19 protein-coding genes are annotated in these 22,840 nt (G+C 61.3%); 10 read left to right on the forward strand and 9 right to left on the reverse strand.

The features are described 5' to 3' along the window. Positions 1-46: 46 nt before the first annotated feature. Entirely contained in the window at positions 47-802 is a 756-nt protein-coding gene (cobF, locus tag K9857_RS09055) for a precorrin-6A synthase (deacetylating) (protein ID WP_224535015.1), read from the reverse strand. Next, positions 802-1,374 (reverse strand): histidine phosphatase family protein, encoded by a 573-nt coding sequence (locus tag K9857_RS09060; RefSeq protein ID WP_224535017.1) that lies wholly within the window; start codon positions 1,372-1,374, stop codon positions 802-804. The genes cobF and K9857_RS09060 overlap by 1 nt, the downstream gene beginning before the upstream one ends. A gap of 588 nt (positions 1,375-1,962) precedes the next feature. Between K9857_RS09060 and K9857_RS09065 the strand changes: the two genes are divergently transcribed. The 6 genes from K9857_RS09065 (at position 1,963) to K9857_RS09090 (ending at position 10,212) form a co-directional block, all read left to right on the forward strand. After that, on the forward strand, positions 1,963-2,979 hold the full coding sequence (locus tag K9857_RS09065) for an arginine N-succinyltransferase (protein ID WP_224535019.1): 1,017 nt from the start codon (positions 1,963-1,965) through the stop codon (positions 2,977-2,979). Between the two features lie 49 nt (positions 2,980-3,028). Continuing rightward, positions 3,029-4,063 carry an arginine N-succinyltransferase gene (gene astA, locus K9857_RS09070; RefSeq protein ID WP_224535021.1) on the forward strand — a complete coding sequence of 345 codons (1,035 nt, stop codon included), beginning with the start codon at positions 3,029-3,031 and terminating at the stop codon, positions 4,061-4,063. 173 nt (positions 4,064-4,236) lie between these two features. Continuing rightward, entirely contained in the window at positions 4,237-5,106 is an 870-nt protein-coding gene (locus K9857_RS09075; RefSeq protein ID WP_224535024.1) for an oxaloacetate decarboxylase, read from the forward strand. A gap of 1,183 nt (positions 5,107-6,289) precedes the next feature. Beyond that, positions 6,290-7,741 carry a flavin-containing monooxygenase gene (locus K9857_RS09080; protein WP_224535026.1) on the forward strand — a complete coding sequence of 484 codons (1,452 nt, stop codon included), beginning with the start codon at positions 6,290-6,292 and terminating at the stop codon, positions 7,739-7,741. A 22-nt stretch (positions 7,742-7,763) separates the two neighbouring features. Continuing rightward, positions 7,764-8,720 (forward strand): alpha/beta fold hydrolase, encoded by a 957-nt coding sequence (locus K9857_RS09085; RefSeq protein ID WP_224535027.1) that lies wholly within the window; start codon positions 7,764-7,766, stop codon positions 8,718-8,720. 112 nt (positions 8,721-8,832) lie between these two features. Then, positions 8,833-10,212 (forward strand): VOC family protein, encoded by a 1,380-nt coding sequence (locus K9857_RS09090; protein WP_224535030.1) that lies wholly within the window; start codon positions 8,833-8,835, stop codon positions 10,210-10,212. Between the two features lie 188 nt (positions 10,213-10,400). Here K9857_RS09090 and K9857_RS09095 read toward each other — a convergent pair whose 3' ends face one another. From K9857_RS09095 to K9857_RS09125, 7 genes are all read right to left on the reverse strand, one after another. Further along, positions 10,401-11,078 carry a type 1 glutamine amidotransferase domain-containing protein gene (locus K9857_RS09095; protein ID WP_224535032.1) on the reverse strand — a complete coding sequence of 226 codons (678 nt, stop codon included), beginning with the start codon at positions 11,076-11,078 and terminating at the stop codon, positions 10,401-10,403. A gap of 736 nt (positions 11,079-11,814) precedes the next feature. Beyond that, entirely contained in the window at positions 11,815-11,985 is a 171-nt protein-coding gene (locus K9857_RS09100; RefSeq protein ID WP_224535033.1) for a hypothetical protein, read from the reverse strand. A 10-nt stretch (positions 11,986-11,995) separates the two neighbouring features. Beyond that, positions 11,996-12,238 (reverse strand): hypothetical protein, encoded by a 243-nt coding sequence (locus tag K9857_RS09105; RefSeq protein ID WP_224535035.1) that lies wholly within the window; start codon positions 12,236-12,238, stop codon positions 11,996-11,998. A 231-nt stretch (positions 12,239-12,469) separates the two neighbouring features. Then, the gene (locus K9857_RS09110; protein WP_224535038.1) at positions 12,470-13,543 is read right to left on the reverse strand and encodes a lipocalin-like domain-containing protein; all 1,074 of its coding nucleotides are present in this window, start codon (positions 13,541-13,543) and stop codon (positions 12,470-12,472) included. Beyond that, a complete protein-coding gene (locus K9857_RS09115) occupies positions 13,533-16,004 on the reverse strand; it encodes an ABC transporter permease (RefSeq protein WP_224535098.1) in 2,472 nt (823 codons plus the stop codon). The genes K9857_RS09110 and K9857_RS09115 overlap by 11 nt, the downstream gene beginning before the upstream one ends. A gap of 1 nt (position 16,005) precedes the next feature. After that, positions 16,006-16,674, reverse strand: coding sequence for an ABC transporter ATP-binding protein (locus K9857_RS09120; RefSeq protein ID WP_224535041.1), 669 nt, complete (start codon positions 16,672-16,674; stop codon positions 16,006-16,008). Between the two features lie 286 nt (positions 16,675-16,960). Next, entirely contained in the window at positions 16,961-18,658 is a 1,698-nt protein-coding gene (locus tag K9857_RS09125; protein WP_224535043.1) for a sulfatase-like hydrolase/transferase, read from the reverse strand. A 387-nt stretch (positions 18,659-19,045) separates the two neighbouring features. On the opposite strand from K9857_RS09125, the gene K9857_RS09130 reads away from it, so the two are divergent. Genes K9857_RS09130 through K9857_RS09145 form a run of 4 tightly spaced genes read left to right on the forward strand, consistent with a single transcriptional unit; the run spans position 19,046 to position 22,840 of the window. Beyond that, a complete protein-coding gene (locus K9857_RS09130) occupies positions 19,046-20,398 on the forward strand; it encodes a UDP-glucose dehydrogenase family protein (protein WP_224535045.1) in 1,353 nt (450 codons plus the stop codon). Next, positions 20,395-21,450, forward strand: a complete 1,056-nt coding sequence (locus K9857_RS09135; protein WP_224535046.1) for an NAD-dependent epimerase — start codon at positions 20,395-20,397, stop codon at positions 21,448-21,450. The genes K9857_RS09130 and K9857_RS09135 overlap by 4 nt, the downstream gene beginning before the upstream one ends. Beyond that, a complete protein-coding gene (locus K9857_RS09140) occupies positions 21,447-22,193 on the forward strand; it encodes a sugar transferase (RefSeq protein WP_224535048.1) in 747 nt (248 codons plus the stop codon). The genes K9857_RS09135 and K9857_RS09140 overlap by 4 nt, the downstream gene beginning before the upstream one ends. Continuing rightward, positions 22,193-22,840, forward strand: coding sequence for a CpsD/CapB family tyrosine-protein kinase (locus K9857_RS09145; protein ID WP_224535050.1), 648 nt, complete (start codon positions 22,193-22,195; stop codon positions 22,838-22,840). The genes K9857_RS09140 and K9857_RS09145 overlap by 1 nt, the downstream gene beginning before the upstream one ends.

The following is a 22,840-nucleotide window of genomic DNA, read 5'->3' on the forward strand; positions in this document are numbered from 1 at the left end:
GGGAGCGAGCCTGCTCGCGATGGCGTCAGCCCGCCCAACCAATGACTCAAGGCTTACGCAACAAATAGGTGTCCATTATCCACCCATTCTCCACCCGCGCCGCCTTGCGCACCCGCTCGATCTCCTGCTCCACATCCCCCAGCCGGCCACTGATCAGAATCTCGTCCGGCGTGCCCAGGTAAGCACCCCAGTAAATCTCGGTGTCCTTGTCCTCCACCTGCTGGTAGGAATCGTGCGCATCGAGCATCACCACCAGGCAATCGGCATCGCTCACCTGCCCCGCCGCCAATCTGCGACCGGTGGTGATTTCCACCGAACGGCCGATCTGGTTCAACGGCACCTTGTGCTGCGCCGCCAGAGCCTGGACGCTGGTGATGCCGGGGATAACGTCGAACTCGAAGGCACAGGTGCCCGAGGCGAGAATCGCCTGCAGGATGCGAATGGTGCTGTCGTACAGCGCCGGGTCGCCCCACACCAGGAAACCACCGCACTGGCCGTCGGCCAATTGCTCGTTGATCAGCTTCTCGAAGGTGCGCTGCTTGGCCAGGTTCAGGTCATCGACGCTGGAGGTGTAGTCCACATCACCGCGCTCGCGTTCCGGGCTCTGGGCTTCGACGAAGCGATAGTCATGATCGGTGATGTAGCGTTCGCAAATCTCCCGACGCAGGTCGATCAGCTTGTCCTTGCTTTCACCCTTGTCCATGAGGAAAAACACGTCCGCCTGATTCAGCGCCTTCACCGCCTGCATGGTGATGTAGTCGGGATTACCGGCGCCAATGCCGATGACCAGGATTTTTTTCATCAAAGGGTTCCTTCGGGCTCGGTGCCCGGCAAGCGCAGTCGCCAGCAGCCATTGAACTGCAGTTCGATGGCCGACAGCGGCTCCACATCAATCAGATTGAACGCCGAACTGTGCAGCACATGGGTCAGCGCGGCGCGGATGATAAACGGATGGGTGATGGCGACGACATGCCCGGGTGTCGATTCCAGGGTCGTCAGCCAGTCGGCGACTCGCTCGATGACCTGTGTCACCGACTCGCCGCCGTGTGGTGCGCTGTCCGGCGCAGCAAGCCAGCCTTCAAGATTTTCCGGCTCGCTCTGCTGCAGGTCTTTGATGCGAACACCGCTCCAGCGTCCGAGATCGCAATCCCGGAGTGCCTCGACAATCTCCACCGTCTCACCGAACAGCTCGGCGGTCTGCCGGGCGCGCAGCTCCGGCGCACTCATCAGCCTGGGAGAGCCCTTGAACTGAGCGCTGCGCGAACCCTTGGCCGATTGCCAATCCATCTCCACGGGCTCGTTTGTAGGAAATCTCGCCAATTTTTGTGCGACGGTTCGAGCGTGGCATATCAGTGTCAAACGGGTCGCCTGCACGAAAAATCTCTCTGTCGTGACTTCAAAAACAGCCTGGGGCCGCGTAATAGAGGGCAATTGTGCCGTAACGAAAGGATCTGGGGGCGTTTTGTTTCAGTTTGAGTCACGCACACCCTCAGGTAATTCTTCCCACAAGAAAGACTTTGTCCGACAGCCTTTCAGGCAGAGGCCTACAAGGTCAATCGACATCCCTGTAGCCCTTTGACCCGAGAGCCCATACCTCATGTTCAGGCACCCGGAACCGCGCCAAAATTAACTAGACATGCAATAGCCGTAGACTAAATACTGGTTTCAAAGGATTACCGTTTTCTCATCCAGCAGGAGCCCGGATGCCCTCATTCAAAGACCCGATCTTCGATCCAGGTCTGGACATTGTTTTCTGGATATCTCCCAGTCCGAACATTGCCCGTCCGAACACAACGCCGAACGCGCCGATGCCCCGAGACTGCGCGTCGCTTGTGGCCATGAAACCGTAATCAATAAAAAAGAGCGGAGCCTGATAACGCGCCCGCCGTTTCAATGCGTGGAAACCGACAGTGATAGTCCGGTCCGGTGCCCGACACCGAGCCTTTGATAAGGAGTGCATCCATGCTGGTCTTGCGTCCAGTGCAATTAAGCGACCTGCCCCAGTTGCAGCGACTTGCCCGGGAAAGCCTGGTGGGCGTCACGTCCCTGCCGGACGATGGCGAACGCCTGCGGGACAAGATTCTCGATTCCTGTACCTCGTTCGAGCACGACGCGTTCAGCCCCGGTCCCGAGAGCTACTGCTTCGTACTGGAGGACCTGACGAACCGCTGTCTGGTGGGCTGCTCGGAAATTCTCGCCACCGCCGGTTTCACAGAACCGTTCTATAGCTTGCGCAACCGGCACTTCAACAGCGCCTCGCGGGAACTGGACATCGAGCATGACGTGCCGGCACTGTCGGTCTGTCATGACCTCAGCGGCCACACCTTGCTGCGCGGCTTCCACATCGATGCAGCACTTGAACGCTCGGCGTTTTCGGAGCTGTTGTCGCGGGCGCGCCTGCTGTTCATCGCGGCTTATCCCCGGCGGTTTTCCGATGCGGTCATCACCGAAATCGTCGGCTACAGCACCGACGAAGGCCATTCGCCGTTCTGGGATGCGGTGGGCAAGCACTTTTACGATCTGTCCTACGTCGAGGCCGAGCGGCTGTGTGGCCTGGAAAGTCGGCGCTTTCTCGCCGAACTGATGCCGCAATACCCGATCTACGTGCCGATGCTGCCCCAGGCCGCGCAGGACTGCATCGGCCGCATCCATCCCGATGGCCAGGATGCCTTCGATATCCTCGAGCGCGAAGGATTCGAGACCAACAGCTACGTCGATCTGTTCGACGGTGGCCCGACTCTTTTTGCACGCACCCAGGGCATTCGCTCGATCGCCAACGGCCACACCACCGTGGCCCGGCCTGGCTCGGTGATCGACGCCCGCGGCCGCTATCTGGTGAGCAATGACTCGCTGGAGAACTATCGGGCCATCGTCGCCGATCTCGATCATGTTCCCGGTCAGCCTGTGACACTGGACGCCAGCATGTGCGCCGCGCTGAAAGTCAGCGAAGGCAGCCCGATCCGGTTGATCGCCCTGTGAGGCTCGATCGGCCCCGGCGCCCGAGCCTGCGCGAAACAGGAGTTGCAGCATGATCGTCCGTCCCGTTGAGGTCACCGACCTGCCCGCCCTGCGTGCCCTGGTCCGGCAGGCGGGCCGTGGACTGAACAGCCTGCCGGCCAACGAAGAACGCCTGAACCACCGTCTGCGCTGGGCCAAACGGACGTTCGCCGAACAGGTCGAGCGCGCCGATGCCGATTACCTGTTCGTGCTCGAAGACGACGACCAGCAAGTGATCGGCGTCAGTGCCATGACCGGGGCCATCGGCCTGCGTGAACCCTGGTACAACTACAGGGTCGGGATGACGGTCAGTTCGTCGGCGGATCTGGGGATCCAGCGGCAGATGCCGACGCTGTTTTTGAACAATGAGATGACCGGGCAATCGGAGCTCAGCTCGCTGTTTCTGCGCCCCGATCAACGTCTGGAAGGTCGCGGGCGGTTGCTGTCACTGGGGCGCCTGCTGTTTGTCGCCGAGTTCCCGCACCTGTTCGGCGACAAGCTCATCGCCGAACTGCGCGGCAGTGCCGACGAGCGCGGTTGCTCACCGTTCTGGGACAGCGTGGGCCGGCACTTTTTCAAGATGGATTTCAGTCATGCCGATCATATGTCGTGGCTGGGCAACAAGGCGTTCATCGCCGAACTGATGCCGCGCCAGCCGCTGTACACCTGCCTCCTCACCGAGCAGGCCCAGGCGGTGATCGGCAAGCCCCATGCGAACAGCGAACCGGCGCTGAAAATACTCTCCGCCGAGGGATTTGCCCACCAGGGTTATGTCGACATCTTCGATGCGGGACCTGTGATCGAGGCGCCGGTCTCGAACATTCGAACCGTGCGTGACAGCCAGTTGCTGGATCTGTCCCTCGGCACCCCGGACGATCAGGCGCCGATGTGGCTGATCCACAACCGGCGCCTGGAAAACTGCCGCATCACCATGGCCCCGGCGCGACGGACGGGGCATTGCCTGACCGTCGATCGGCTGACCGCCAAACGTCTGCAATTGCAACCCGGCGATTCAGTACGTTGCGTACTGCTGCACAACCGGCAGCGACAGGCGGTGGCGGCTTAATCCTTTCAGCCTGTGAGGGGCGATTCAGACGGCTTTCGCGGCCTGCGCCAGACAGAATGGCCGTATTCACCCTAAATTCGTCATCATTCGATACATCCACCCGTGATAGCCTTTAACACTTTCGGCGTTGACACTTTTGCTCAAGCCCTTCCATTTCCATTGGTGGAACTCATATGTCCAGGCTGTCTCATCAAGATTTGCGCCGCAATTTCCGTCAACTGTTCGCGTCCAACACCTGCTACCACACCGCATCGGTCTTCGATCCAATGTCGGCGCGCATCGCCGCCGACCTGGGGTTCGAGGTGGGCATCCTGGGTGGTTCGGTCGCGTCGTTGCAGGTCCTGGCCGCCCCTGACTTTGCCCTGATCACCCTCAGCGAATTCGCCGAACAGGCCACCCGCATCGGCCGCGTCGCCCAGCTGCCGGTGATTGCCGACGCCGACCACGGCTACGGCAACGCGCTCAATGTCATGCGCACCATCGTCGAACTCGAACGCGCCGGCATCGCCGCCCTGACCATCGAAGACACCCTGCTGCCGGCGCAATTCGGCCGTAAATCCACCGACCTGATCACCGTCGCGGAAGGCGTCGGCAAGATCCGCGCAGCCCTCGAAGCCCGCTGCGACTCGGAAATGGCGATCATCGCCCGTACCCACGCCGGGATCCTGCCGGTCCAGGAAATCATCAGCCGCACCAAGCAATACCAGGCCGCAGGCGCGGACGGCATCTGCATGGTCGGCATCAAGGATTTCGACCACCTGGAAAAAATCGCCGAGCACCTGACCGTACCACTGATGCTCGTGACCTACGGCAACCCGCTGCTGCGCGACGACAAACGCCTGGCCGAACTGGGCGTACGCGTGGTAATCGACGGCCACGGCGCCTACTTCGCCGCCATCAAGGCCACCTACGACAGCCTGCGCGAACAACGCCAGATCTTCACCCAGGCCTCGGACCTCAGCGCGACTGAACTGACCCATACCTATACTCAGCCGGAGGAGTACATCCGTTGGGCTGAGGAGTTCATGAGTGTGAAGGAATAACCGCGCGAGGTTTCTGGCAAGGCAACACAACATTGTGGGAGCGGGCTTGCTCGCGAAAGCGGTGTTTCAGTCAACGGTGATGGTGACTGATACACCCCATTCGCGAGCAAGCCCGCTCCCACATTGGTTTTGGGTACATCCGCAAGAATCAGGTCAGCTGTCAGGCCGCCATCGCTGGCAAGCCAGCTCCCACAGATTCTGTAGCTGTACGCACAATCTATGGCGACCCCGAACCACTGTAGGAGCGAGCATGCTCGCGATGGTGGTTAACGATGACGTGGGCTGTCTGAATGTCTGCGGTGCCTGGGCATTCATCGCGAGCGGGTTCGCTCCCACAGTTTTGGTCTGGGTGCATTCGCGAAATCGGGTTGTCTGCGAGGCCGCCTTCGCGAGCAAGCCCGCTCCCACAGTGGGTCGGTGTGCATCCGTGAGATCTGGTCGATTGTCAGGACGAATTCGCGGGCAAGCCTTGCTCCTACAGGGGCTGTGGTGGACGCAAAATCTGCGGGCGCCCCGAACATCTGTAGGAGCTGTCGAGTGGAACGAGGCTGCGATCTTTCAAAATCAAAAGATCGCAGCCTTCGGCAGCTCCTACACGGGACCGTGCCAACAGACAGGTCGAGTGTCAGCTCGCCTCGGCGGCTTTGGCTTTTGATTTTGATCCACCCGCCCCGTCGGCAGGCTGAGTGGAGGCATTTATCCGGGGGTGAGGCGCGTAGCGCCGTGCGGCGCAGCCGCACACATCGAGAGGAGGTGCAGCGAAGCAAACCGGAGGCGATGCCCCCGGATGAATGCCGGAGCGAAGGAACCCCGAGCTCTAGCGAGGGGCCGAACGTTGGGGCAAGACTTTTTGGTTACTTTTGGCTGGGCCGGCATTCCGGGCGTTTGCCAAAAGTGACCCGACCGTCAGGGCGGAACCGACAGCCGCCGCGACCGCAGCAATGGATATGTTCACAGACCAAAAAGCTCGCGAGCAGGCTCGCTCCCACAATGGGGATCTGGGTACATCCGCAATGTAAAGGTCGCCTGTAAGTAAGCCTTCGCGAGCAAGCCCGCTCCCACAGTGGGGCTCTGGGTACATCCGAAGAATCAGGTCGACTACCAGGCCGTCGCCGCAGGCAATACCCCGCACTTTGGCTATACATGAAGGACAAGGGTCAAACCCGTTTCCCTCAGGACGTCCATGCAGACCTTCCAAGTGTTGATCATCGGCAGCGGTTTTGGCGGTCAGTGTGCCGCGGTGAATCTGCTCAAGGCCGGCATCACCGATTTTCGTATGCTCGAACGGCGGGATTTTTTTGGCGGGACCTGGTGCCAGAACACCTACCCGGGCGCGGCGGTGGATGTGCCGTCGCCACTCTATTCCCTGTCTTTTGCCCCCTACCGCTGGACGCAGATGTTCGCCGAACAGGCCGAACTGCATCTCTACACTCGCCATGTCGTCGAGCATTTCGGCCTGCGCGACCGGGTGCAACTTGAGGCCAACGTCGAGCGGGTGGAATGGGACGAATCCGCAAAAAAATGGACCGTACACACCGCCAAAGGCACCTTCCACGCACAGTTCCTGATCAACGCCACCGGGCCATTGAGCCAACCGGTGGTGCCGCACTTCCCCGGCCAGGAACGTTTCAAGGGCAAGACCTTTCACACCAACAACTGGGACCATTCCTACGACTACCGGCAAAAACGCGTCGCCATCGTCGGCAGCGGCGCCAGCGCGGCTCAGGTCATCCCGGCAATCGCCCCGGACGTCGAGCACCTGCACGTGTTCCAGCGCACACCGCATTGGGTGCTGCCCCGGGCGGATCGCACGTTCGGGCGTTTCCAGCGCTGGCTGCTGGGGTTCAAGCCGGCCTACAAACTGCTGCGCTGGATGATCTACTGGCAGTTCGAAACCCGGGTGATCGCCTTCAAATACTCCAAGCCGGCGGTGCGCATGGTCCAGCATCAGGCCCTGCGCTTCATCAAACGCCAGGTACCCGACGCCGAACTGCGGCGAAAACTCACGCCGGACTACACCATCGGCTGCAAGCGGGTGATTCTCTCCAGCACCCTGTATCCGGCGCTCGCCCGGCCCAACGTGACGCTGCACAGTCGCGAACAGGGCATTGCCGAGATCGACGAAACCGGCATCGTCATGCAGGACGGCCAGCACATCGACCTCGACCTGATCGTCTGGTCCACCGGCTATGACGCCACCGACGGGGTGATTTCCTACCCGGTCACCGGCAGACACGGCACCCAGTTGCGCAATGTCTGGGCCGAATACCCCCGGGCCTACCTCGGCACCGCCCTGCCCGACTTTCCCAACCTGTTCATCGTTACCGGCCCGAACACCGGGATCGGCCATACATCGGCGCTGTTCATCATCGAATCGCAGATGAACTACATCCTCGACTGCATTCGCACGCTAAAAAATCGGGGTTTGCGCAGCATCGAAGTGCGCCCCGAGGCAGAACGTACCTACACTGAAATGATCCATAGAGAAATGGAACGCACGGTGTGGAAGTCCGGAGGCTGCCACAGTTGGTATCAAAGCAAGAGCGGTCATGTGGTGGCGATGTTCCCGGGGTTCAGTTTCAGCTTTCATCGACTGACCCGAGCCCTGAAACCGGCCGACCACATATTGTCCTGATCCGTCAGAAGGAAGACGACAGATGCTTTTACTGGTAGTCGCTATCGCGGTGTTTGCGGCCTGGTGCTGGCTGAGCTACCCGGCGGTCGGGTACTGGCTGTACAACTTGAGCGTGGCCGCCGAGGCCAGGCTGTACAAGTTGCACAAAATTGTCGTGCCGATCAACGAGATGACCGTCTCGACCTGGCAGGGCGGCCCCTATGAAGCATCCAGCAGTGTCTTGATGCTGCATGGCTTCAGTGGCGACAAGAACCTCTGGCTGCGTTTTGCCCGGTACTTCGTCGGCAACTACCGGGTGATCATTCCCGACATCGCCGGCCATGGCGAAACCGGCTTCAAGGCCGGTGGCGGTTATGACATCCCGTTGCAGGCCAAGCGCATGATTCAGTTGCTGGATGTGTGCGGGGTCGAGAAGGTCCACGTGATCGGCAACTCGATGGGCGGGTGGATCGCGGCCTGGATGGCGGCGCATTACCCGGAGCGAGTCGTTTCGGTCGCCCTGTTCGATCCGGCGGGTGTGACCTCGCCCGAGCCCAGCGATCTGGCGCGGCACCTGGCTAATGGTCACAACCCCTTCCTGATCGAGTCCCGGGAGGAATTCAAATACTTCTACGCCATGCTCATGGCCGATCCACCGTGGATGCCGCAGGTGGTGCTGGACGCCATTGCCCATCGTTTTCAACAGTCCCGTGATGAACTGGAGGAGATCTTCGACGACTTCCACGCCAGCCCGCCCATGGAGCCGGAACTGCCGGCCATCAGCGCACCGGCGTTGTTGTTGTGGGGACGCAAGGATCGCCTGCTCGACGTCAGCAGCGTGGCCGTCTGGAGCAAGGGCATCGTCGATTTGCGGGTGGAAATCTGGGAAGGCATCGGTCATATGCCGATGGTCGAAGCGCCGGCAGGTTCTGCTCGCCTTTATCGGGAGTTTTTGGCATCCCTGCGCTCGGAAAGCCCTCAGGATCAACGGCTGCATTGAGGATGCAGTCCTTGGCAGAATGAAGTTCGTCAGAAACTTCGTTTGTCGGCGGCGCTGAAGGCTGCGATCTTTTCTCCCATCCTTCACGTCACCCGCGCCAGGAACTCCGTTCATGACTCACCCGAACTTCGTCAGCCCCGACCTGATCCGTCAACGCTTCTCCAAAGCGATGTCCGACATGTACCGCGAAGAAGTGCCGCTGTACGGCGCGCTGATGGAGCTGGTGGAGAAGACAAACCGCCACGTGCTCGACAGCGATGCGCAGGTGGCGAACCAATTGAACAGCACCGGCGAGATCGAGCGCCTGGACATGGAGCGCCATGGCGCGATCCGGGTCGGCACTGCTGCGGAACTGGCCACCCTCGCCCGCCTTTTCGCGGTGATGGGCATGCAGCCGGTGGGTTATTACGACCTGACCCCGGCCGGGGTTCCGGTGCACTCCACCGCTTTTCGTGCCGTACATGAGGCGTCTCTGCAGGTCAGCCCGTTCCGCGTGTTCACCTCGCTGCTGCGTCTGGAACTGATCGAAGACCTTGAGCTGCGCTCTTTTGCCCAGTCGGTGCTGGACAAGCGTTCGATCTTCACCCCCACCGCGCTGACGCTCATAGAGCGCGCCGAACACCAAGGCGGCCTCACCGAAGAGGAAGCCCAGGAGTTCGTGAAACAGGCGCTGGAAACCTTCCGCTGGCATCACAGCGCCACCGTGACCGCCGAGCAGTATCAGAAGCTCAGCGCCCAGCATCGCCTGATCGCCGACGTGGTGGCGTTCAAGGGCCCGCACATCAATCACCTGACGCCGCGCACCCTGGACATCGACATCGTCCAGGCGCAAATGCCGGTGCATGGCATCACCCCGAAAGCCGTGATCGAAGGCCCGCCCCGTCGCCAGTGCCCGATCCTCCTGCGCCAGACCAGTTTCAAGGCCCTCGACGAGCCGGTGGCCTTTACCGATCAAGCCGGAAATCAGGGCAGCCACAGCGCCCGTTTCGGCGAAATCGAACAACGTGGCGCTGCCCTCACGCCCAAGGGGCGCGCTCTGTACGACCGCCTGCTCAATGCCGCCCGGGATGAACTGAAGGACTTCCCCAACGAAGCCAACGCCACGCGCTACAACGCGCTGATGACCCAGCACTTCAGTGAATTTCCCGACACCTACGACGGCATGCGCCAACAGGAACTGGCTTACTTCCGCTACTTCCTGACGGAAAAAGGCCTGGCGGCGGCCGAGCTGCAAACCTTGCCGCTGGAAGAGTTGGTCAGCGCCGGCTACCTGCGGGTTGAACCGCTGGTGTATGAGGATTTCCTGCCGGTGAGTGCCGCGGGGATTTTCCAGTCGAACCTGGGGGATGCCGCGCAGACCCACTATGGTGTGCATTCCAATCAGCAGGCGTTCGAGACGGCGCTGGGGCGCCAGACCATTGATGAGTTGGGGTTGTATGCAGAGACGCAGCGGCGTTCGATCGAGCAGTGTTTTGCGGCGTTGAATCGATAAAAGATAGTTACCTCTGGAGAGGGGATTATTTGTGGCGAGGGGGCTTGCCCCCGTTGGACTGCGCAGCAGTTCCATCTTTTGGGGCCGCTTCGCAGCCCAGCGGGGCGGTGCGACGTTTCGACAAGCCCCCTCGCCACAATGTCCTCATCGCCTGGTCAATCTATTAAACGATTGGCATACGGCGGGCTCTATTTCAACTTGGCCAACAACGCCTCAGCCCCCGCCTTGGACGACGCCGGGTTCTGCCCGGTGATCAGCAGCCCGTCGGTCAGCACATAGCTGGCCCAATCAGGGCCTTTGGAAAATATCCCGCCCTTGGCCTTGAGTTCGTCCTCCACCAGAAACGGCACGACGTCGGTCAGTTGCACGGCGTCCTCTTCGCTGTTGGTGAACCCGGTGACTTTCTTGCCCTTGACCAGCGGCTGGCCGTCCTTGTCCTTGGCGTGGCGCAGCACTCCCGGGGCGTGGCACACGGTGGCAACCGGTTTACCGGCGTTGTAGAAGGATTCGATCAGGGCGATGGAGTGTTTGTCTTCAGCCAGATCCCAAAGCGGGCCATGCCCTCCGGGATAGAAGACGGCATCGTAGTCGCCGGCATTCACCGAGTTCAGCACCACGGTCGAGGCCAATGCCGCCTGGGCGGCGGAATCCTTGCGAAAGCGCCGGGTTTCCTCGGTTTGAAAGTCGGGCTCGTCGCTTTTCGGATCTAGCGGCGGCTGGCCGCCCTTGGGCGAGGCCAGGGTCAGTTGCGCGCCGGCATCCTTGAAGGCGAAATACGGTGCTGCGAATTCTTCCAGCCAGAAGCCGGTTTTCTTGCCGGTGTTACCCAATTGATCGTGGGACGTTAAAACCATCAGGATTTTCATGTCGTCATCACTCCATCTCGGGGCTGCGGAAATGTGCAGGAAGCTGCGCGTTGAGCCTGGCATGTGACCGTTGCGCTGGACTGATCGTTCGGCCTGCCAGGCGATTGACTAAGGTGCGCCTGAAGCCGGTTTTTGTCGCGGGGTTTTCCGAACCGCCGTTGAAAATTGTTCGCTTCTAGGGGCGGGTCAGGATGCCGGGATCGGCAACTTGTGACGCGGATAACGAGCCAAGATCAACGCGCCAAAGATTGTAGGAAAATTCTCTTTTTACCTTGGGATCCCGGGAATATGCGCAATAAAAAAGGGCGATCATTTTGATCACCCTTTTCGGTACAAGTCGCTGGAAGTTTACAAAAAACTCCGCGGTGGTGTCCGCCCAGTGCAATGGCCTTGGCAATCCATGCACTGGTAAAGAGCCCTGACACTGGGCGAACGCGGCGCATTTTAATGGAACCTGGTACGGATGTCCGCGATTTATAAATGAAATTTGCAGATACACACTTCAACAATTTCGGCGCCGAGAGTTGAAGCTCACCAGTCAGCCCAAAGAGCCGCTTATTCCTATACAGAAAGTTGTACAGGGATAACCGCCTGATCCTTAACTTCCGATCTTTCTGCTGACCTTCAAATTGCCTGTATAGATCTGTTGTCCAACTTTCAGTTCGTTGAAATCCTGTTGAACGCCTTGTTGTCCGTAACGACGAACGGCACTGAAAACCGATTCTGTGCCGACCGCTTACCGGGACTGTTTCGCCGTTTCCTGCGCCGTGGACTCTCCGCTGGCCGTGCCTTTACCGCTGTCCTTGCGCCGGGTCGGGTCGGTGGGGCGCAATGCGTCGTTGTCGCGCTCGGTCTCGCCAGGTGGCCGTGGTTCGTCGGGGTGCTGCTGGTCGGCTGTGGGCTTCATGGGGATGTCCTCAGGCGTCGGGATCGTCGACTTCCCGCGCCACGTTGATGGCTGGCGAGTCTTTGTGGGACTGCGCCGCTTTGGCGTTAAGGTCCTGCCACTGCTCAAGGTCGATGGCGCCCTGCCCCAATAGATCGTCGGCCAGGCGCAGCAGTTCGATGTAATGGGCGTCGGGGGACTGTTGCCAAAACGCCTGGTCATCGAACACGCGCTGCCACATTTTGAGGTCGGGTGCTGTCAGGTCTTCACGCATGGCGGGCTCCGGTGCGGGGATTCCTTTGGTAGAGGGTCATGATGGCACCATAGTTCAACACAGATGCAGCTGATTCTTCGTTCCAAATACCTCGCCATTCGTCGACTAACCAAACCCTGTAGGAGCAAGCTTGCTCGCGAAGAACGCATGGACACCGCGGGGTGACAGGTTTCCCGCGTTATCGTTGGCCTCCATCGCGAGCATGCTCGCTCCTACAGTGACGGTGGTGATTCAATAGCCGGTCATTTCCAGGTAACCCTGCCCGCCGTGGCTGCCGCTCAGGCGTACGGGGCCCTCCCAGTAGGGGATGCGCAGATCCATCCAGGCGTTGGGGTTGAGGGCGTCGATGACGATGTCGAGGTGTTTGCCCGGAATCCGGATGGCCCAGCGTACCGGCATCGACCGCCCGGCGACGCGGGCGGTGTCCTGTGGGGTGAGTTGGATGTCGGCACTGTGCAGCATCTGCGTCCCGCCCTGGGCGTCGATCCAGGTGCCGGTCAGGTAAGGCGCGCCGTCCTTGTGCCGCATGCGATAGAGCATCACCTGCTCGCCGCTGTCCAGATGCAGGGAAAACCAGTCCCAACCGGTCTGATTGGCGGTCAGCGGCTGGCTGCTCCATTCGCGATCAAGCCATCCAGCGCCCTTGACCTGATGAACCTTGCCGTCGATCTCCAGGCTGCCGCTGGCCTGAAAAAACGGCTGGCTGTAGTAATACGACGCCTGACCCTGCTCGGATTTCTGGCTGAAGCCCTGCTCCCCTTGCAGCACAAGCGGACGATCCGTCGTCAGCCGCAGTTGATAACCGAAATCCTTGTCCCGGGCGCTCAGTTGCAGATCCGCCAGCGGATCGGCGTCGCTCGACTGACTGGCGAAGCGCCAATCGTCGATCCACGCATTGAACGGCGTCAGGCTCACCCCGGCCTGGCCCACGCCACCACGGGCATAACGTTCGGCGGCATGGTGGACCGTCGCCGAAGTCACCGCCGCGTGCCCGAGCCAAAGGGTCTGGTTCTCCCAGCCCGCCACCTCGGGCGTGGCTTTCAGGGCGCTGCGAAACAGCGTCCACTGCACGCCAAATTCGTTGCCCTGCTCGTCCTTGAGATTGGCGGTGACATACCACCATTCGATGCGAAAGCCGTCATGGGGGCCGTGATCCGCCGGGAAGCTGAACACTCGACCGGGCACCACGGGAGTGAATGCCGCCGCCTGATTGCCCAGCCCGGCGAAGCCTTCTTCCTCGGGCGCCGGTTGATCGCAGCCGCTGATCAACAAGGCCAGCAGCCACAGCGCGCACTTAATCCTCACGGGCAAACGTCCTCAACAGATCCGCCGGCTGCGTGCGATACAAGGCGTACAGCGGCCACGCCGAAGCCAGCAAGGTCGCCACCACCGCCAGCCCCATCAACTGCAGCAGTTGCAGCGGAAACAGCCGCAACGGCAGGCGCCAGCCGAAGGCCTGGACGTTGATCACCGCGTCCAGGCACCAGGCCAGAGCGATGCCCAATGGCAACGCCAGCACCAAGGTCAGCAGCGCCAGCAACCAGGTCTGGCCGAGGTTGAGCAGCATCAGTTGCCGGCGCGTCACCCCCAGCGCCCACAGCGGCGCCAGTTGCCCGAGACGACTCTGGCTTTGCGTCAGCAGGCTGATGAACAGCGCCACTCCGGCCACGCAGAGCGTCAGGCTGTTGAGGGCGGCGGTGGCGGCGAAGGTGCGCTCGAACACTTGGGTGGACCAACCCTTGAGCCGGGCCTGATCGACGATACGACTGTCTTCCAGGGCGAAACGCGCTTGCAACGTCGTGACAAAAGGCGCGATCAACGCCGGCTCGATGCGCAGATTGAAACGATTGGGCGCCAGCTGCGGCCAGCCGCGCAGCAAGTGCCTGACGTTGACCAGAATGTGACCCTTGGGATTGCCGTAATCGGCGTAGATCCCGACGATGCGCGGCGACCACGGGCCGTTGGGCGTGTCGATCGTCAGATGATCGCCCAGTTGCACTTTGAGGCGCCGGGCCAGTTGTTCGCTGAGCATCATCGCGTCGTCAGCGGCCAGGCGCTCCCATGCCGCGTCGCCCAAGGCTTCGAGCAGCGGCCAGTGCTGGCGATAGGTCGGGTGATCGATGACGCCGAAGATGTCCGTCGGCCAGCCCTGCACCTGGACCGCCACCTGCCAGTTGGGCAGCACCGCCGTGGGTTGCGGCTGCTGCTTTAGCCAGCTGTGCAGTTCCAGGGCCTGGGTCGGGTTTTGCGGGTTGAGGTAGAGCTCGGCGGTCAGCCGTTGTTCGAGCCAGTTGTTGAAGGTCTCGCGGAAACCGGCGGTCATGCTGCCGGCACCGATGTTCGCCGCCAGGGCCAGCAGCAGCGCCATCAGGGCCAGGCTCAGGGCCGGCAATTGTTGGCGGCAATCGGCGATGAACCACTGACCGAGCACCGAACGGCTGTGCCCCAACATGCCGTCGAGCACGGCATTGAGGACCACCGGCAACGCCAAAGCGGCGCCCAGCAACAGCGCGGCCATCAACACGAAACCGCTGGCCAGGCTGTCACCGCGCAACAACGCCAGCAACGCGATTGCCAGGGCCAGCGTCGCTACCCAGGCCTGGCGCCGCAACCAGCGTGCATGGGCCTGATGCCAGGCCTGCGGATCGGCCAATGCCAAAAGTGGCAAGCGCGCCGCCCGCCACAAACTGTTGGCCCCGGCGAGCAAGGCGCCGAGCAGCCCCAGCCCGACGCCGCCAAGCCACCACAACGGGCTCAGGGTCAACTGCCCCGCCACTTCGGCGCCGTACAGGCCGCGCAGGCTGGCGGCGACATCCGGCAACAGCACGCTGGCCAGCAGATAACCGCTGACCACCCCGGCCACGCCACCGATCAGCGCCAGCGCCGCCAGTTCCACCGCCAGACAGCCGATCAGCATCCGCGCACTGACTCCGCAAGCGCGCAGGGTCCGCAGCAGGCCGCGACGCTGCTCCAGCGCGAGGCCGATGGCGGCGTGGACGATGAACAGCCCGACCACGAACGACAGAAAGCCGAGCGCGTCGAGGTTCAGGTGGAAGCTTTCGGTCAGGCGCGCGAGATTGTTTTCTTCGCCGCTGCTTTTGAATTGCAACTGGCCTTTCAACGGGTCAGGCAATGGCGCGGTGAAATCCTTGGGCAGCAGCAGGCGCGAAAGCTGGTCCGGCAGTTCGAGGATCTGCTGGGCGAAGCCGATGTCCACCAGCAACAGCCCAGGGGCCATGTCCGTTTGCGCTTTCAAGGGGGGCAGCGCCTGGCCGTTCAGCGCCTGCGGGCGATCGCCTTCCTTCAGTCCCAGCGCCTGCAAGGTCTGCGGAGAAATCCAGGTGCTGCCCGGCGGGGTGAAGAACTCGACCACCTGATCGATGGCCATGCTCTGCCCGGCCACCACGCCGCCCGCCGGCAACGACACCGGCTCGATGCCCATCAGTTGCAGACGCTGATCCTCATGACCCTTGAGCGTCACCCGCCCCTGCAACACCGGCGACACCGGCCAACCGGCGCGGCGCAGGTCGATGAACCATTGCTGAGGAAAGGTCGCGCCGGCAAGAGCGCTGAGGCTGGCCTGGGGTTCGCCGCCGATCAACTGGCTGGCCCTGGCGTAGCTTTCGCGCGCCTGACTGTTGAGCGCCTGCACGCCGATCAGCAGGCTGGTGGCCAGCCACAATCCGGTGAGCACGCTGAAAAACTGCACCGGGTGCTGGCGCCAGTGGCTGAGCAGCGCTCGCAGGGTCTCGCGGAAGATGGGCATCTCAGCGCCCGTCCACACCGGCCAGACGACCGCCATGCAACACCACTTTTTCCGCCAGCCGCGCGGCGACGCTGGGGCTGTGGGTGACCATCAATAAGGTGGTGGGGCTGTCGTCGAGCAGTTCCAGCAGCAGCTTGAGCACTTCGGCACTGGTGGCTTCATCGAGGCTGCCGGTGGGTTCGTCGGCCAGCAGCAGTTTCGGTTGCGAGGCCAGGGCTCGGCCCAGGGCGACCCGTTGTTGCTGGCCGCCGGAGAGTTGTTCCGGATAGCGCTTGAGCACATCGGCCAAACCCAGGCGCTGCACCAGATGCGCCTGCCAGCGCGGATCATGGCGCCCTGCCAGACGCGCCTGAAACGCGAGATTGTCCTCCACGCGCAAACTGCCGATCAGGTTGAACTGCTGGAACACCAGACCGATTTCCGTGCGCCGCCAATTCGCCAGTTGCCCTTCGCTCATCTGCTCCAGCCGATGTTCGCCGCTGCGGATGCTGCCGCGATCCACCTTGTCCAGCCCGGCAATCAGGTGCAGCAAGGTGCTCTTGCCACTGCCCGACTCGCCCATCAACGCCAGGCTGCTGCCGGGTTTGAGACGCAAGTCGACACCTTGCAGCACCGGCAAAGGGCCCTGCGGAGTGGCGTAGCTTTTGAAGACGCCCTGCACTTCAAGCATGGGGAAGGCTCGCTGACGGGAGTGAGCCTAGGATAGCGGAGGGCGAAGGCCGCAGGTGAAGCGTTCTTTGCGGACATCCGCGAAACCATGTAGCAGCTGCCGAAGGCTGCGTCCGGCTGCGCAGCAGTCGTCTCAAGGCTCGAAATCTTACGTGTCGGAGTGACGACCGCTTCGCAGTCGGACGCAGGCTTCGCCAGCTGCTACAGGGTTGTGCTCATCCGGACCTCGAATCGATCATTTGTGGGAACTAGCCTGCTCGCAATTGAATGCTGGATTCAGCGAAAAATCACTGCCCCACCGCCACACTCGTCGGCGCCTTCTCCGGCACCACAATGTTCTGCAAATCGATGTGCTTCCATTCCGGACTCGCGCCCAACCGCGCATTGAATCGGTAGTTGAAGGTGAACTCATCCGCCGTCGGCTCGCTCAGTGGCTTGCCGTACTGCGCCTGCACCGCAGCCAGGTCGTAGCCCATCAACTGCAGCAAGGTCGGGAAGATGTTGTAGTGGCTGGAGCGGTCCTTGTTGTCGGCCAAGTGTGCCTGCCAGTCCAGGGTTTTCAGGCCGCTGCCCTGAATCACCACCAGCGGCACCAGTCCCTCTTCGGCTACCGGCGCGCCGCCGCAATGGGTGTTCAGCCCCGGATTGCCGCGCTCATGCAGATCCTGTCCGTGGTCGGAGGTGTAGATCAGCAAAGCATTGTTCAGATTCGCCTGGGCGAACACCCGGGAAAAGAATTCGCCGACATTCCACAGCAGCGTGTTCTTGTAGGCGTTGCGGTACAGCACCCAGTCGTCGGGCTGGCCATTGAAGCCGTCGCGCTCCCCCGAGTCCGCGACTTCGACGAACTGCCCCCTGGGCAAGGTCGGACGATAAGCCATGAATCCGTCAGGGTATTTATCGTGCACCGGGAAGTGTGCACCCACCTTATTGACGATCACCAGTTGCGGCTGATCGTCGTTGAGCAATTCGATCATTTTCGCCGCTACCGCCATGTCGCGTTCGCGCACGCTGGTCTGGTCGAACTGGACGAATTGGTCGATGTCCTTTTTCTCGGTTTCGCTCATCAGGTTCTGCAAGTGGCCGCCGGTGCGTTGCGCATCGATGTAGACCGTGTGCATCCCGGCTTTTTTCGCGTACTGCCAGATCGAAGGCAGGGTGCTGTTGATGCGCACATAGTCGGCGCGGGTACCGCCGTAGCGCAGGGTCACGTTGGTGTCGACGCTGCAGTTGGCGATCGAGGCGGCGTAGCCGAAGTTGAAAATATCTACGCCAGGACGCGGCTCCTTGAGGTTGCTGTGCACGCCGTAGGGAGTGTTGATATCCAGGTAGTTGCCCGAAACACTCTCGTCGATCACCAGCACGATGTCGTGGCTGACCGGTTGCCCGGTGCGCGCCAGCGTGACCGGTTCGCGCGGGCCAACGGTATTGTGCAGGGCCTCATAGGCGAACAGGTTCAGGTAGGCCAGTGGCGTGTACATGAACGGCAATCCCCGCGCGCCCTCTCCCGCACGCACGAACAACACCGCGCTGAGCAAAAGGGTGGCCATCAACGGTGCCGCCACCAGCCATGCCCCCGGCACCGGTGCACGGCGGCGTGGCTTGAGAGCGATGCCCACGAGCAACGGCAGGCTCGTGAGTACACCGCTGATGATCGCATCGCGGTACTGATACAGCGCCTCTTCGATGAACCCGCCCGAATAAACCAGCGAGACGAAACTGCTGTAGGTCAGGTAGTCGGCCGTCACCCGTGAATACACGTCGAAAAACACTGCCGAGGCAAAGATCACCAGCGCCAGGCAATGGCGGATCAGTGTCTGGCGTACATAGGCCGCCATCAACAGTGCCACGGTCAAAACGACAAACATGCCGCCAAACAGCATCAACGGGAAACCAACGCCCAGCGCACTGATACGACTAAAGTAATAGTCATAATGAGTGGCAAAACTGACAGCCATTAAAATTTCTTTGAGATACCTGATCATTCGCTCGACCACCCAATGACGGGGACGACAGAAACTTGCCGGCCATTTTTTGAAACTAGCACTGTGCCAGCCGAGAGCAAAGAATCCGATGAAAGGAACGTAAGCGTCAAAAAACCGTTTGATTCATTTCTGACACACTAAAGTTGTTACAAACCTTTAAATTCAACACTTTCGACCGTCCATCGTTTTATTGAAATTTTTTTTTGACGCAGCTTTTCGAGGCAAACCCAGCAGGGACAAGCGTTTGATGGCAATTGGCCCCAAAGCTGGGGGATGTATTACCCGTTTTACATGTCATGTGGCTGTAATGCTTTTCCACAGCTGCGCTATACCCCTTTTGTCTTCCCCATTTTTGATCTCTTTCAACCGACTTACGAGGCGGCCGATATGGACGTGAGCGTATTTGGTACGGGCTACGTTGGCCTGATACAGGCAGCGGCGCTGGCCGATGTGGGACATCGCGTCCTGTGTGTCGACATCGATCCAAACAAGATCCGGCAACTGCAATCGGCCGTACCACCGATCAGTGAACCGGGGCTGTCCAGCACGCTGGAAGAAAACATCAAGGCCGGGCGATTGCTGTTCTCCACTCAGGCCAGTGACGCCGTCGAACACGGCGATCTGATTTTCATCGCAGTCGGCACTCCGGCCGATGAGGACGGATCCGCCGACCTCAGCCACGTGCTGGAAGTGACCCGGCAGATCGCAAGCTTCATGGAGGCCGACCGCACCCTGATCATCAAGTCCACGGTTCCGGTCGGCACGGCGGATCAGGTGGCGACCACCGCCCGCCAGGAACTGCACCGCCGCGAAAAGGATTCGCTGCAGGTGCGCGTGGTGTCGAACCCGGAGTTTCTCAAGGAAGGCAGCGCCCTGGCCGACTGCATGCGCCCGGACCGGATCATCATCGGCACCAGCGACGACACCGCGTGCGAGCAGATGAGCGAGCTGTACGCGCCCTTCTGCCGCAACCGCGAAAAGCTTATGTTCATGGACAACCGCAGCGCCGAACTGACCAAGTACGCCGCCAATGCGATGCTCGCCACGCGCATCAGCTTCATGAACGAACTGGCCAACCTCACCGAACTGCTCGGTGCCGACATCGAAGCGGTGCGCAAAGGCATCGGCTCGGACCCGCGCATCGGTTACCACTTCATCTACCCCGGTTGCGGCTTCGGCGGTTCGTGCTTTCCCAAGGACCTGCGCGCCCTGCTGCACACCGCTGAACACAACGGCATGCCGTTGCGCCTGCTGCGCAGCGTCACCGACGTCAACGACAGTCAGCGCCACATCCTGTTCAGCAAACTCAAGGCGCAATTTCCAGAGGGGCTGGCCGGCAAGTCCATCGCGATATGGGGACTGGCGTTCAAACCCAATACCGATGACATGCGCGAAGCGCCCAGCCGTTACCTGATGGATGCGTTGTGGGCCGAAGGTGCCAGCGTACAAGCGTATGACCCTGAAGCAATGGCCGAATGCCGGCGCCTCTACGGTTATCGCAATGACCTGCACCTGTGCGCCACCCGCGACGACACCCTGGAAGACGCCGACGCGCTGGTGATCTGCACTGAATGGAAAAATTTCCGCGTGGTCGATTTCGACCATCTGGCGACCAAGCTGCGCTCGCGGGTGATCATCGACGGACGCAATCTCTACAACCCGGAACATGTTGCGGCAGCGGGCCTTAACTACAGCGGCATCGGCCTGCGCCACATCCTGCCTCAGGTGCTGCGCCCATGAAAATCCTGGTGACCGGCGCGGCCGGGTTCATCGGTGCCCACTGCGCATTGCGTCTGCAGCGCGACGGGCACGAGGTGATCGGGCTGGACAATTTCAACGACTACTACGATCCGCAACTCAAGCACGACCGGGTGCGCTGGGTGTGCGGACAGGTCGGTCCTTTCCAGCTCTCACCGATTGACCTGGCCGATGCTCAAGCCATCGAAACCCTGTTTGCCCGCGAACGGCCCGAGGTGGTGATCAACCTCGCGGCGCAGGCCGGGGTGCGTTATTCCCTGGACAATCCCCGGGCCTATCTGGACAGCAATCTCAACGGCTTCCTGAACGTGCTCGAAAGCTGCCGCCGGCATCCGGTCAGGCACCTGATCTATGCCTCGTCCAGCTCGGTGTACGGCGCCAACCAGCGTACGCCGTACTCGGTCAGTGACGGTGTCGATCATCCGCTGTCGTTGTACGCGGCGACCAAGAAAGCCAATGAACTGATGGCGCACAGCTACAGCCATCTGTTCGGCATTCCCTGCAGCGGCCTGCGGTTTTTCACGGTGTACGGCCCATGGGGACGGCCCGACATGTCGCCGATCCAGTTCGCCCGGGCGATCACCGAAGGCACACCGGTGAAGCTGTTCAACCACGGCGCACACCGCCGCGATTTCACCTACATCGACGACATCATCGAAAGCATTGCGCGCCTGATCGATCAGGCGCCGCAAGCCAACCCCGAATGGAACCGGGAACAACCGGACCCGGCCAGCAGCATGGCGCCCTGGCGGATCTTCAACATCGGCGGTCAGCAGCCGGTGGAGCTCAAGACTTACCTCTCGCTGCTGGAAAAACACCTGGGGCAAACCGCCCTGGTCGAGTTGCTGGCGCTACAGCCGGGAGATGTGCTCGACACCTGCGCAGATGCCGGCGACCTGGCGCGCGCCACCGGTTTCCAGCCACGGATCGGGCTGGATGAGGGACTGGGACGTTTCGTTGCCTGGTTCCGCGACTACTACCCATTGCCCAACGCCCAAGGCGCTCGTGGCGCAAGCGTGTGGAGGACACCATGACTGGACTCGAAAAAGGCATACCGCTGCAACAACTGCGCAGAGACAAGCGCCTGGATCCGGAGCAACGAATGCGCCTTGACGCGGCGATCCACATGCAGGGCCGAGGCTGGGTGACCGGCCGCGACGGCGCGCGGCCATGGACTTTGTCGCGGACCAATCGTGTGCTCTCCTGCCTGGGTGCGCTGGTGATCCTGCTGCTGGCTTCCCCCTTGCTGATCGGCCTGGCGTTGGCGATCAAACGCACCAGTGCGGGACCGGTGCTGTTCGTACAGAAACGCACCGGTTACCGCGGCCGCGTGTTCGGCATGTTCAAGTTCCGCACCATGGTGACCAACGCCGAGGAGCTCAAGGAATCTCTGCGCTACCTCAACAAGCACGGCGCCGACGCCATCGATTTCAAGATCGACAACGACCCGCGCATTACCGGTATCGGCGGCTTCCTGCGCCGCACCAGCCTCGACGAGCTGCCGAACCTGATCAATGTGGTCACCGGCGACATGCGCCTGGTCGGCCCCAGGCCCACCTCGTTCAATGCCTGCCGCTACAAGGACAACCATCTGGCGCGTCTGAGCATCTACCCCGGCATGACCGGTCTGTGGCAGATATCCGGGCGCAGCAATATCGACTTCGACCAGCGCGTTGAGTTGGACCTCAGCTACATCGCCGAGCAGAGCCTGCTGCTTGATCTGAAGATCCTGTTGAAAACCCCCTTCAAAGTATTCAGCGGCCACGGAGCAAGCTAATGGACGGTTCAACTGCAAAGAGTCTCGACATCGCCAACCCAAGCGAATCCAACCTGACATCCACGGTGCTCGACCAGGATCTGCGCATCCTGCTGCTGACCGCCGCCAACCCCGGCGCGGGCACGACCACCAGTGCCATGGCCATGGCCGGTCAACTGGCCCAGATGAGCAGCGGCAAGGTGCTGCTGGTGGACGCCAGCCAGTCAGCCGGCAACCTTTCGCAGCAGTTGGGGCTGACCAAGGAGCGCGGTCTGCACGATCTGCTGTTCAACACCCAGAACCCGCCCTTGCTGCAGGACTGTGTGGTGGACGTGTCCAGTCTGCCCTTCCACGTATTGCCGGCAGGCCGCTTTCCACGCAGTAACGAGCATCTGACACCGGAACGACTGAGCCATCTGCTCGACGACCTGGGCAGCCGCTATCGCTTCGTGGTGATCGACGGCGATGCGGTCTATTCGGCTGCCGACACCCTGGTCATCAGCACCCAGGTTGACGGCGTGATCATGGTCGTGCGTTGCGAAGACACCCGCTGGGAAGTTGCCCAGGCCGCGGCACAGCGCCTGACCCAGGCCGGCGCGACGCTGGTCGGCAGCGTGTTCAACCGGCGCAAGTACTACATGCCCAAGTGGCTGTACAAAAACCTGTAA

Source organism: Pseudomonas sp. REP124, assembly GCF_020164475.1.
Taxonomy (GTDB): Bacteria; Pseudomonadota; Gammaproteobacteria; order Pseudomonadales; family Pseudomonadaceae; genus Aquipseudomonas.

Coding starts and splice junctions, on each gene's coding strand:
- K9857_RS09130 (WP_224535045.1), top strand. CDS start 19,046: ATGGACGTGAGCGTATTTGGTACGGGCTACGTTGGCCTGATACAGGCA.
- K9857_RS09135 (WP_224535046.1), top strand. CDS start 20,395: ATGAAAATCCTGGTGACCGGCGCGGCCGGGTTCATCGGTGCCCACTGC.
- K9857_RS09080 (WP_224535026.1), top strand. CDS start 6,290: ATGCAGACCTTCCAAGTGTTGATCATCGGCAGCGGTTTTGGCGGTCAG.
- cobF (WP_224535015.1), bottom strand. CDS start 802: ATGAAAAAAATCCTGGTCATCGGCATTGGCGCCGGTAATCCCGACTAC.
- K9857_RS09065 (WP_224535019.1), top strand. CDS start 1,963: ATGCTGGTCTTGCGTCCAGTGCAATTAAGCGACCTGCCCCAGTTGCAG.
- K9857_RS09125 (WP_224535043.1), bottom strand. CDS start 18,658: ATGATCAGGTATCTCAAAGAAATTTTAATGGCTGTCAGTTTTGCCACT.
- K9857_RS09105 (WP_224535035.1), bottom strand. CDS start 12,238: ATGCGTGAAGACCTGACAGCACCCGACCTCAAAATGTGGCAGCGCGTG.
- K9857_RS09145 (WP_224535050.1), top strand. CDS start 22,193: ATGGACGGTTCAACTGCAAAGAGTCTCGACATCGCCAACCCAAGCGAA.
- K9857_RS09095 (WP_224535032.1), bottom strand. CDS start 11,078: ATGAAAATCCTGATGGTTTTAACGTCCCACGATCAATTGGGTAACACC.
- K9857_RS09085 (WP_224535027.1), top strand. CDS start 7,764: ATGCTTTTACTGGTAGTCGCTATCGCGGTGTTTGCGGCCTGGTGCTGG.
- astA (WP_224535021.1), top strand. CDS start 3,029: ATGATCGTCCGTCCCGTTGAGGTCACCGACCTGCCCGCCCTGCGTGCC.
- K9857_RS09100 (WP_224535033.1), bottom strand. CDS start 11,985: ATGAAGCCCACAGCCGACCAGCAGCACCCCGACGAACCACGGCCACCT.
- K9857_RS09120 (WP_224535041.1), bottom strand. CDS start 16,674: ATGCTTGAAGTGCAGGGCGTCTTCAAAAGCTACGCCACTCCGCAGGGC.
- K9857_RS09075 (WP_224535024.1), top strand. CDS start 4,237: ATGTCCAGGCTGTCTCATCAAGATTTGCGCCGCAATTTCCGTCAACTG.
- K9857_RS09140 (WP_224535048.1), top strand. CDS start 21,447: ATGACTGGACTCGAAAAAGGCATACCGCTGCAACAACTGCGCAGAGAC.
- K9857_RS09090 (WP_224535030.1), top strand. CDS start 8,833: ATGACTCACCCGAACTTCGTCAGCCCCGACCTGATCCGTCAACGCTTC.
- K9857_RS09115 (WP_224535098.1), bottom strand. CDS start 16,004: ATGCCCATCTTCCGCGAGACCCTGCGAGCGCTGCTCAGCCACTGGCGC.